Source organism: Nitrospirillum karajorum (assembly GCF_036348415.1).
In the GTDB taxonomy this organism is placed as follows: Bacteria; Pseudomonadota; Alphaproteobacteria; order Azospirillales; family Azospirillaceae; genus Nitrospirillum; species Nitrospirillum amazonense_B.
The window spans coordinates 1,780,164-1,790,831 of record NZ_JAZBQB010000001.1; the positions used below are offsets into that span (position 1 = coordinate 1,780,164).

The 10,668-nt window shown below is 66.0% G+C and carries 8 protein-coding genes; all 8 read left to right on the plus strand.

What is annotated here, in order from left to right; translation table 11 throughout:
* Positions 1 to 44: 44 nt before the first annotated feature.
* Entirely contained in the window at positions 45 to 1,691 is a 1,647-nt protein-coding gene (locus UCD39_RS07770; RefSeq protein ID WP_330495454.1) for a DUF5597 domain-containing protein, read from the plus strand.
* 311 nt (positions 1,692 to 2,002) lie between these two features.
* Entirely contained in the window at positions 2,003 to 3,055 is a 1,053-nt protein-coding gene (locus UCD39_RS07775) for a LacI family DNA-binding transcriptional regulator (RefSeq protein ID WP_330495455.1), read from the plus strand.
* A 185-nt stretch (positions 3,056 to 3,240) separates the two neighbouring features.
* Positions 3,241 to 4,434, plus strand: a complete 1,194-nt coding sequence (locus UCD39_RS07780; RefSeq protein WP_330495456.1) for a fumarylacetoacetate hydrolase family protein — start codon at positions 3,241 to 3,243, stop codon at positions 4,432 to 4,434.
* Between the two features lie 51 nt (positions 4,435 to 4,485).
* Positions 4,486 to 5,247 carry a D-xylose 1-dehydrogenase gene (gene xylB / locus UCD39_RS07785; RefSeq protein WP_322483881.1) on the plus strand — a complete coding sequence of 254 codons (762 nt, stop codon included), beginning with the start codon at positions 4,486 to 4,488 and terminating at the stop codon, positions 5,245 to 5,247.
* A gap of 12 nt (positions 5,248 to 5,259) precedes the next feature.
* On the plus strand, positions 5,260 to 6,129 hold the full coding sequence (locus UCD39_RS07790) for an SMP-30/gluconolactonase/LRE family protein (protein WP_330495457.1): 870 nt from the start codon (positions 5,260 to 5,262) through the stop codon (positions 6,127 to 6,129).
* Positions 6,122 to 7,915 carry an IlvD/Edd family dehydratase gene (locus UCD39_RS07795; protein WP_330495458.1) on the plus strand — a complete coding sequence of 598 codons (1,794 nt, stop codon included), beginning with the start codon at positions 6,122 to 6,124 and terminating at the stop codon, positions 7,913 to 7,915. Before UCD39_RS07790 ends, UCD39_RS07795 begins: the two co-directional genes overlap by 8 nt.
* A gap of 146 nt (positions 7,916 to 8,061) precedes the next feature.
* Positions 8,062 to 9,525: a D-xylose transporter XylE gene (gene xylE / locus UCD39_RS07800; protein WP_330495459.1), complete on the plus strand. Its 1,464-nt coding sequence runs from the start codon at positions 8,062 to 8,064 to the stop codon at positions 9,523 to 9,525.
* Positions 9,522 to 10,544 (plus strand): aldose epimerase family protein, encoded by a 1,023-nt coding sequence (locus tag UCD39_RS07805; protein WP_330495460.1) that lies wholly within the window; start codon positions 9,522 to 9,524, stop codon positions 10,542 to 10,544. Before xylE ends, UCD39_RS07805 begins: the two co-directional genes overlap by 4 nt.
* The last annotated feature ends 124 nt before the right edge of the window (positions 10,545 to 10,668 follow it).

Sequence of the window (10,668 nt, forward strand, 5' to 3'; positions counted from 1 at the left end):
CGCCGATCTTCAATAATCAGCTATGGGCTTGGGAGGGCCTGCCGATGACAAGCGTTCCGGATAACCGCGTTCTGAAAATGGCCCTGCGCTCCATAGCCCTGGCCGTTCCGCTGTTGGCGGGTTTTACCCCCAAGACCCATGCGGCCGAGGGGCGGACCGAGATGCCGCGCCTGGTGCGGGAGGAGGGGCGGTACGCCCTGATGGTCGATGGCGCGCCCTATCTGGTGCTGGGCGCCCAGGCCAACAATTCCAGCAATTGGCCGTCGGTGCTGCCGCAGGTTTGGCCGGCCGTGGAACAGGTGCAGGCCAACACCCTGTTCATGCCCATCGCCTGGCAGCAGATCGAGCCCAAGGAAGGCCAATTCGACTTCAGCTTTCTCGACACCCTGCTCGCCCAGGCGCGGGAGCATAAGAAGCATTTGGTGCTGCTGTGGTTCGGCACTTGGAAGAACAACAGTCCGTCCTACGCCCCGGATTGGGTGAAGCTGGACAACGACCGCTTCCCCCGCGTCGTCAGTGCCAAGGGCGTCATGCGGGGTTCGTTGTCGCCCCTGGCTCCCGCCACGCTGGAGGCCGACAAAAAGGCATTCGTCACCTTCATGCGCCATCTGAAGCAGGTGGACGGCCAGCAGCACACGGTGCTGATGGTGCAGGTGGAGAATGAGACCGGCACCTACGGCGCCGTCCGCGACTTCCGGCCGGAGGCGCAGAAGGTGTTCGAAGGCAAGGTCCCTGCCGATCTGGTCAAGGCGCTGAACAAGAGTCCCGGCACCTGGAAGGACGTCTTCGGCAAGGACGCGGATGAGTTCTTCCACGCCTACTTCACCGCCCGCTTCGTCGACCAGGTGGCCGCCGCCGGCAAGGCCGAATACCCCATCCCCCTGTATGTGAACGCGGCCTTGCGCGACCCGTTCAAGGACCAGGATCCGTATACCTATTCTAGCGGCGGACCGACGTGGAACGTGCTGGATATCTGGAAGGCGGCGGCGCCCAGCATCGATCTGATCGGGCCCGACATCTATGACCGCGGCTATGATTTCTACGTCAAGACCCTGGAACAGTATAAGCGGTCGGACAACGCCCTGCTGGTCGCCGAAACCGGCAACGACGCCGTCTATGCCCGCTATGTCTTTGCCACGCTGGGGCACCAGGGCATCGGCTTCGCGCCCTTCGGCATCGACTATACCCGCTACGTGAACTATCCGCTGGGGGCGGCAAAGATCGACGCGGAGTCGCTGGAGCCCTTCGCCATGAACTTCAAGCTGCTGGGCGCGATCAACCGCCAGTTGGCGGCCCTCAGCCTCAAGGGCAAGGTTTGGGGGGCGTCCGAGCCGACGGCCGACCACAGCAACACCCTGGACCTCGGCCCCTACAAGGCCACGGTCAGCTATGGCCTGCCGCAGTTCGGCGACGCCAAGCCCACGGGCAATGAAAAGCCCTGTGGCGGCGTGGTCATCGCCGAGCTGGCGCCCAATGAATATCTGGTGGCCGGCTATCATGCCCGCGTCGACTTCTCCCAGGCCGTCAAGGCCGGCAAGAACGGCTATATGATGGCCAGCGTGGAGGAGGGGCACTTCGACGATAGCGGCAAGTGGGTGTTCGAGCGTCTTTGGAATGGCGACCAGACCGATTACGGCCTGAACTTCACGTCGACACCCCAGATATTGAAGGTGCGGTTCGCAACGTATTGACGGGCTGTCCCGGTCAAGACGGTATCAAGGACAGGCCCCTGCCGCCGCCCAGACTTTGGCGCCGCGGCAGGGCGTCTTGCCGACTCGCACCTACGCGCTCGGGTCGATTTGCCGGCATCCGCCCTTGTATTGGCGCCGCTTTAATCGGCGTTTACCATGTAAAGCTGCATCAAGTCGCCGCAGGCGCCATTGGCGATGCCCGTTTTACACAAAACTGTCAGCAGGCGATTGCGCAAGTCCCAATGGTACTGCTATCACCGGTCCAAACCGGCAGTGTATGCGCGGGCCCGATAAGGCGGAGCAGGAAGCGTATGGAAAAGCGGCGTGGGCGGAGTTCGCAGGGAGTCACCATTCGTGAGGTGGCGGCGCGCGCCGGTGTTTCCCCGATGACGGTATCCCGCGTCATCAATAATGAGAACAATGTCACCCCGGCCACCTCCGCCGCCGTGATGGCCGCCATTCAGGAATTGAAATACACGCCCAATCCTGCGGCGCGGCGCCTCGCGGGGTCCGAAACCTTCCGGATAGGCCTTCTCTACAGTAATCCCAGTGTCGCCTTCCTGAGCGAATTCCTGCTGGGCGCGCTGGATGAAAGCAGCAAGACTGGCCACCAATTGGTGGTCGAGAAGTGCGGCGCCACCGCCGCCACCGAAAAGGCGGCGCTGCAGAAGCTGTTGCAAAGCGGGGTGGACGGCATCGTCCTGCCGCCGCCCTTGTGCGAGGCCAAGAGCATCCTGGCGGACATCGCCAAGTCCGGCGTCGCCGCCGTGGCCGTGGCCGCGGGGCAGCCGGGGCCGGATGTCGCCACCGTGCGCATCGACAACTACAAGGCCGCCCACCGCATGACCCAGCACCTGCTGTCGCTGGGGCACCGCGCCATCGGCTTCATCAAGGGCCATCCCAACCAGACCGTCAGCGACCAGCGCCTGCACGGCTTCCTGGATGCCTTGAGCGAGGCGGGGCTGGACCCCAAGGCCGCCCCGATCGAGCAGGGCTATTTCAACTATCGTTCGGGCCTGGCGGCGGCGGACAAGCTGCTGGCGCTCAAGCCGCGGCCGACGGCCATCTTCGCCGCCAACGACGATATGGCCGCCGCCGTGCTGGCCACGGCCCACCGCCTGGGGCTGAACGTCCCCGTTGACCTGTCCATCGCCGGTTTCGACGACACGCTGATCGCCGGTACCATCTGGCCGGCCCTGACCACCGTGCGCCAGCCCATCGCCGCCATGGGCCGCGCGGCGGTCAGCATGCTGCTGGACGAGATGAAGCGCCGCCGCGGCGGTGGAGGCGGGACGCCGGCGCAGCAGCTGTTGCGCCATACGCTGGTGGAGCGGGAGTCGACCGCCGCGCCGTCCAAGCCGTGAGCCCTTGCGGCGGGTGCCCGGGGCAGGCGGTTTCCGGCGGAGTCGGGGGCGAAACCTTCGTGCGTATGCCGTCGAAATCCGGACTGGTATGGTAACGTCGCCTTGACAGCACTTCTCGCTGGCCTCTAATGTTAGCGTTAACAAGGGCCGCCTGGCGATAATGCACCTTGGGAGGAGTTCAAGAGATGGGGTACCCGGTCGACACGCCGGTGCAGACTGCGCACGACAGCATTTTTCCCGAGGACAGCGCCGACGCGGTTCTGCTGGGCCGTATTGATGCGGGCGAGGGGCCGACCCCGGTCCTGATCCGCAACGGCGAGATTTTCGACCTGTCGGGTGTGGTCCCGACCGTGTCCGACCTGATGAACCGGCTGGAGCCGGGGCGGATCCCCGAAGGCAAGAGCATCGGCCGCGTCGCCGACTGGGACCTGAAACCCACCTGGGCCGGCGGGCAAACCGTTGCTCCCGGGCGCGCCAAGTTGCTGACCCCCATCGACCTGCAGTGCATCAAGGCCGCGGGCGTCACGTTCGCCGTGTCCGCGCTGGAGCGCGTGATCGAGGAGCGGGCGCGTGGTGACGCGGGCAAGGCCCTTGAAATCCGCCAGGCCCTGTCTTCCCGCGTCGGCACCGACCTGCGCCTGGTAAAGCCCGGTTCCGAGAGCGCCGCCCGCCTGAAGGAGGCGCTGATCGCCGACGGGCTGTGGTCGCAGTACCTGGAGGTCGCCATCGGCCCAGACGCAGAGGTGTTCACCAAGGGCCCGACGCTGTCGGCCATGGGCTGGGGTGTGGAGATCGGCGTGCGCGCCGACAGCCATTGGAACAACCCGGAGCCGGAGGTGGTGATCCTGTGCGACGGCCAGGGCCGCGCGCGTGGCGCCACGCTGGGCAATGACGTGAACCTGCGCGACTTCGAAGGCCGCAGCGCCCTGCTGTTGTCCAAGGCCAAGGACAACAACGCGTCCTGCGCCATCGGTCCCTTCGTCCGCCTGTTCGATGAGACGTTCACCATGGACCACGTGCGCGAGGCCGTGGTGCACCTGAACGTCACCGGCGAGGATGGCTTCGTGCTGGACGGCAAGAGCACCATGTCCGAAATCAGCCGCGACCCGTTGGACCTGGTCGGCCAGACCCTGAACAAGAACCATCAATATCCCGACGGTTTCGCCTTGTTCCTGGGGACGCTGTTCGCCCCGGTTGAGGATCGCGACGCTCCGGGTCGTGGCTTCACCCATAAGACGGGTGACATCGTCACCGTGTCCAGCCCGCGTCTCGGCAGCCTGGTCAACAAGGTGGTGCCGTGCCATGAGGCAGCGCCCTGGACGTTCGGCCTGAGCGAGTTGATGCGCAATCTGGCTCGCCGTGGCCTGCTGAACGGGTGATGCCGCGCGCGTCACCCATCCAAACCAATTCTTTTAGGCCTGAAATACATCATGACGCACGCCATCTATCCTAGCCTGCGGGGCAAGCGGGTCGTTGTCACCGGCGGCGGCTCCGGCATCGGCGCCGCCATCACCGAGGCGTTCGTCCGCCAGGGGGCCCAGGTTTCCTTCCTGGACATCGCGGAGGCTGACAGCCGCGCGCTGGAACAGACCCTGGCCGAAAGCGCTGAGCACGCGCCCAAGTTCTACAAGTGTGATCTGACCAACCTGGATCAGTTGAAGGCGACGCTGGCGGAAGTGCAGAACGCCGGCGCGGTGGACGTGCTGGTGAACAATGCCGCCAACGACGACCGCCACACCATCGAGCAGATTACGCCGGAATACTGGGACAACCGCATGGCGGTGAACCTGCGGCACATGTTCTTCGCGTCCCAGGCCGTGGTGCCGGGCATGAAGGCGCAGCGCAGCGGCGCCATCATCAACTTCGGCTCCATCTCCTGGCATGTGGCCCTGCCGGAACTGCTGATGTACCAGACCGCCAAGGCCGGCATCGAGGGGCTGACCCGCTCGCTGGCCCGTGACCTGGGCGAGCACAACATCCGCGTCACCTGCGTGGTGCCGGGCGGCGTGCGCACGGAGCGCCAGATGCGCTTGTGGCACAACCCGGAGGAAGAGGCCCGCATCCTGTCGCAGCAGTGCCTGAAAGAGCGTGTGGACCCGCCGCACGTCGCCGCCATGGTGCTGTTCCTGGCCTCTGACGATGGCCGCATGTGCACCAGCCACGAATACTTCGTCGACGCCGGCTGGCGCTGAGGAGGTTGCCCCGTGACCGTGGAACCCCGCTGCATCTGGGCTTTGGGCGCCACCTTGGGGGAGGGGCCGGTCTGGTCCCCCCGTGACCAGGCCCTGTGGTTCGTCGATATCAAGAAGCGGCACATCCACCGTTTCCGCCCTGCTGATGGGAGTACCCGCAGCTTCGACGCGCCGGATCAGCCGGGCTTCGCCCTGCTGCGGGCCGGAGGTGGCCTGATCGTGGGGCTGCCGGGGAAGCTAGCCCGTTTCGATGCCGAAACGGGTGTGTTCGAGCCCTTGGTGGCGGTGGAGTGGGATCGGGCGGGCAACCGCCTGAACGACGGTTTTGTCGATGCCCAGGGCCGGCTGTGGTTCGGGTCCATGGATGACGCGGAAGAAGCGGCCACCGGCGCCCTCTATTCCTGGACCGGGGCATTGAAGCGCCATGTCGATGGCATCGTCATCACCAACGGGCCCTGCACCAGCCCGGATGGAACCACCTTCTATCATACCGACACCCTGGCCAAGACCATCACCGCCTATGACCTGGTGGCCGATGGCGCGCTGGCCAACGGCCGTCTGCTGATCACCATCGAAGATGGGGCCGGTTGGCCCGACGGCACGGTGGTGGACGCGGAGGGTTGCCTGTGGGTGGGGCTGTTTGGCGGCTGGGCCGCCCGGCGCTATTCACCAGCGGGGGAGTTGTTGCAGGTGGTGCGCTTCCCCTGCGCCAACATCACCAAGCTTGCCTTTGGCGGGGATGACCGCCTGGACGTTTACGCCACCACCGCCGCCAAGGGCCTGAGCGATGAGGATCGCGCCGCCCAGCCGCTGGCCGGCGGCTTGTTCCATTTCAGGGCCACCGTGCCGGGCCTGCCCCCGGCGGAGATCGCGTATGGTTGACCGTCCCTCCCAAGACCGACCGGCTGTTCGTTTCCGTTCCCGTGACTGGTTCGACGCGCCGGACCGCATCGACATGACCGCGCTCTATCTCGAGCGCTTCATGAACTACGGCATCACCCCGCAGGAACTGCGTTCGGGCAAGCCCATCATCGGCATCGCCCAGACCGGCAGCGACATCTCCCCCTGCAATCGTATTCACCTGGATTTGGCCAAGCGTGTCCGCGACGGTATTCGCGACGCGGGCGGCATTCCCATGGAATTCCCCGTCCATCCCATCTTCGAGAACTGCCGCCGGCCCACGGCGGCCATGGACCGGAATCTCGCGTACATGGGGCTGGTGGAAATCCTGTACGGCTATCCCATCGACGCCGTGGTGCTGACCACCGGTTGCGACAAGACCACGCCGGCTGGCATCATGGCGGCCAGCACCGTCGACATCCCGGCCATCGTCCTGTCCGGCGGCCCCATGCTGGACGGCTGGCATGAGGGCGACCTGGTGGGCTCCGGCACCGTCATCTGGCGCAGCCGCCGCAAGCTGGCCGCCGGCTTGATCGATGAGGAGGAGTTCCTGGACGCGGCCGCGTCGTCGGCGCCGTCCGCCGGTCATTGCAACACCATGGGCACGGCCAGCACCATGAATGCCGTGGCCGAGGGCCTGGGCCTGTCGCTCACCGGCTGCTCCGCCATCCCGGCCCCGTACCGCGAGCGCGGGCAGATGGCGTACGAGACGGGCCGCCGCATCGTCGACATGGCGTATGAGGATCTGCGCCCGTCCAAGATCCTGTCGCGTGAAAGCTTCCTGAACGCCATCAAGCTGGTGGGCGCGCTGGGCGGTTCCAGCAACGCGCAGCCGCACATCAACGCCATGGCCCGCCATGCCGGTGTGGAGCTGACGGCCGACGATTGGCGCATCCACGGTTATGACGTGCCGCTGCTGGTCAACATGCAGCCGGCCGGCAAGTACCTGGGTGAACGCTTCCACCGCGCCGGTGGCGTGCCCGCCGTGATGTGGGAGCTGCGGCAGGCGGGCAAGCTTTTCGACAAGGCCATGTCGGTCACCGGCCGCCCCATCGGCGAGAACCTGGAAGGCCGGGAAAGCCACGACCGGGAGATGATCACGCCCTACAGCCAGCCGCTGAAGGAACGCGCCGGCTTCCTGGTGCTGAAGGGCAACCTGTTCGACTTCGCCATCATGAAGACCAGCGTGATCTCGGAAGAGTTCCGCCAGCGTTACCTGAGCGAGCCGGGCCGGGAAGGCGTGTATGAGGGCCGGGCCATCGTCTTCGACGGGCCGGACGATTATCACGAGCGCATCAACGACCCGGCGCTCAACATTGACGAACGCTGCATCCTGGTGGTGCGCGGCGCCGGCCCGCTGGGCTTCCCTGGCTCGGCCGAGGTGGTGAACATGCAGCCGCCGGATGCGCTGTTGAAGGCGGGCATCACCAGCCTGCCCACCATTGGCGACGGCCGCCAGTCCGGCACCTCGGACAGCCCGTCCATCCTGAACGCGTCGCCGGAGAGTGCCGTGGGCGGTGGGCTGGCGTGGCTGCGCACCGGCGACACCGTCCGCATCGACCTGAACCAGGGCACCTGCGACATGCTGGTGGACGATGCCGAGATCCAGAAGCGCAAGGCCGATGGCATTCCAGCCACCCCGCCCAGCTATACGCCGTGGCAGGAGATGTACCGCCAGACGGTGGGCCAGTTGGACAGCGGCGGCTGCATGGAGCCGGCGTTGAAGTATCGGGGTGTCGTGGCCCATCCGCCGCGGCACAACCATTGATGTGAAGGTTCCCGGCGCCCCCGACCTCTCGTCAGCGGGCGCCGGAGGTGATCTGAGGTGCAAGGGCGTCCCCGTTCCTGGTGGAGTGGGGGCGCCTCGCTTTAAGACAAACGGCGGGCCGGCGTGGCCCGTCTGGGGAGGAATGAATGGGCAACAAGCAAGGCGCACTGTCGCTGACGACGGGCCTGACACTGATCGCCACCCTGGGCGGTCTGTTGTTCGGGTATGACACCGCCGTCATCTCCGGCGCGATGGCCAGCATCGACATCAATTTCATCAAGCCGTTGAACCTCTCGGAAACGGCGCATGACAGCCTGAAGGGCCTGACCATTTCCAGCGCCCTGGCCGGTTGCGTCGTCGGCGGCCTGGTCGCCGGCAAGATGGCCGACCGCTTCGGCCGCAAGCCGACGCTGATCGTCGCCGCCCTGATGTTCCTCATCTGCTCCCTGGGGTCGGCCTGGCCGGAATTCGGCCTGGGCACCATCGGCCAGATGGGGCCGGACGCGCTGACGCCCTTCAACATCTACCGCATCATCGGCGGCGTCGGCGTGGGCATCGCCTCGCTGGTTTCCCCGCTGTACATCGCGGAGATCGCGCCGGCCGAATCCCGCGGCCGTCTCATCTCCTTCAACCAGATCGCCATCGTGGGCGGTATGGTGGGCGTGTACTTCGTGAACTGGGCCATCGCCGGCCTGGGCGACGAAGCCTGGCTGCACAGCACCGGCTGGCGCTGGATGTTCGCCTCCGAAGGCATCCCATCGCTGCTGTTCGCCCTGCTGTTGCTGCTGGCACCCGATACGCCGCGTTATCTGGTCATGCAGCGCCGTGACAACGAGGCCTTGGCCGTGCTGAAGCGCCTGGGTGGCGCCACCGACCCCAAGGTCACCCTGGTTGAGATCGAGGAAAGTCTGGTCGTGACCAACGAACGCCTGTTCGCGTTCGGTGGCCTGGTGGTGTTCGTCGGCATCCTGCTGTCGGTCTTCCAGCAGTTCGTGGGCATCAACGCCGTGCTCTACTATGCCCCCCAGATGTTCCAGAACATGGGCATGGATACCAACGCCTCCCTTTGGCAGACGGTCATCGTCGGCATCGCCAATGTCGCCTTCACCCTGGTCGCCACCGTCTCGGTGGATCGCCTGGGGCGGAAGCCGTTGCTGATCGCGGGCGGCTTGGTCATGACCGTTTCCATGCTGGCGCTGGGCACGATCTTCGCCACTGGTCAGGCGGGTCTCGCGGCGCTGGTCGCGATGCTGGTCTATATCGCCGGTTTCGCCTTCTCGTGGGGGCCGGTGGTCTGGATCCTGCTGGCCGAGATGTTCCCGAACGCCATCAAGGGCAAGGCTCTGGGCATCGCGGTCGCGGCGCAGTGGATCGCCAACCTGGTGGTCACCTGGTCCTTCAACGTCATGGACGGCAATTCGGTGCTGAACGCCCATTTCAACCACGGCTTCGCCTACTGGATTTATGGCGTGTTCAGCCTGCTGTCCGCCCTGTTCGTATGGCGCTTCGTGCCGGAAACCAAGGGCCGCAGCCTGGAGGCCATTCAGGAGCTGTGGACCCACAAGCCGCTGCATGACGCCGTGCGACAGGTGAAGGCTGCCCGGTCATGATCCGATCCTTCGGGACGACCAGGGATGGTGCGCCGGTCCGGGCGGTAACGCTCGGGCCGGCGGACGGCCTTCAGGCGGAGGTGCTGACCTTCGGCGGCATCCTGCGGCGCTTGTCCGTTCCCGGCCCCAAGGGCCGGCGCGATCTGGTCCTGGGTCTGCCGGACGTGGCGGCGTACGAGAGTGACCCGGCCTACCTGGGCTGCCTGGTCGGACGTTATGGCAACCGCATCGCCAACGCCCGTTATGCCTACCAGGGCCGGATCGTGGAATTGGCGCCCAACGAGGGCGCCAACCAGCTGCATGGCGGCCCCAGGGCCTTCAGCCGCAGGGTCTGGCGCCTGCAGGATTACCAGGCCGGGGCGGAGTCTCGCCTGGTGCTGGGGCTGACGTCGCCGGATGGCGACAACGGCTTCCCCGGCACCTTGGAGGTGACGGCGGAAATCATCGTTGCCGGTGGCGACCTGACCCTGCGCCTCACCGCCATCGGTGACGCCGACACGCCGGTCAGCCTGACGTGGCATCCCTATTTCAACTTGGCGGGCGATGCGCAGGTGGCGGCGGACCGTCAGATGCTGCGCCTACGCTCCCAGCATTTCCTGCCCGTCGGGCCCGGCCTCATCCCCACGGGCGCGCTGGAGCCGGTAGCGGGCACGGCCTTCGATTTCCGCCGGCCGCGCCTGTTAACGCCCCGTCATAACCACCCGCAGATCTTCCAGGCCGGTGGTTACGACCATTGCTTCGTTCTGGATGGGGAGCCGGTGCCGGACGAGGCGGCGGACTGGGCGGCGACGCTCTCCTCCCCAGACAGCGGCGTCAGCATGCGCATCCATACCGATCAGCCGTCGGTGCAGTTCTACGGCGGCCAGGGATTGGCGTCGCAATATCCGGGCCTAGGCACCGGCGTCTGCCTGGAGCCCCAGGCCTTCCCGGATGCGCCCAACCAGCAGGCTTTTCCCGACGCCATCCTGAAGGCGGGCGACCGCTACAGCCGGGTGATGCGCTTCAGCCTCAGCTGGTAGCGACATGTTGACAAGGGGTGTCCGTCACGGGAGTTATCGACCGTGATGGACACCCTTTTTCTTTGCGCGGGCGCCGCCACGGTGTTCGCCGCCACCAATATCGATGATCTGTTCGTCCTGGTCG

Bases quoted from the DNA above. Each gene is read 5' to 3' on its own strand.
- xylE (WP_330495459.1), top strand. From the start codon at position 8,062: ATGGGCAACAAGCAAGGCGCACTGTCGCTGACGACGGGCCTGACACTG.
- xylB (WP_322483881.1), top strand. From the start codon at position 4,486: ATGACGCACGCCATCTATCCTAGCCTGCGGGGCAAGCGGGTCGTTGTC.
- UCD39_RS07775 (WP_330495455.1), top strand. From the start codon at position 2,003: ATGGAAAAGCGGCGTGGGCGGAGTTCGCAGGGAGTCACCATTCGTGAG.
- UCD39_RS07805 (WP_330495460.1), top strand. From the start codon at position 9,522: ATGATCCGATCCTTCGGGACGACCAGGGATGGTGCGCCGGTCCGGGCG.
- UCD39_RS07770 (WP_330495454.1), top strand. From the start codon at position 45: ATGACAAGCGTTCCGGATAACCGCGTTCTGAAAATGGCCCTGCGCTCC.
- UCD39_RS07795 (WP_330495458.1), top strand. From the start codon at position 6,122: ATGGTTGACCGTCCCTCCCAAGACCGACCGGCTGTTCGTTTCCGTTCC.
- UCD39_RS07780 (WP_330495456.1), top strand. From the start codon at position 3,241: ATGGGGTACCCGGTCGACACGCCGGTGCAGACTGCGCACGACAGCATT.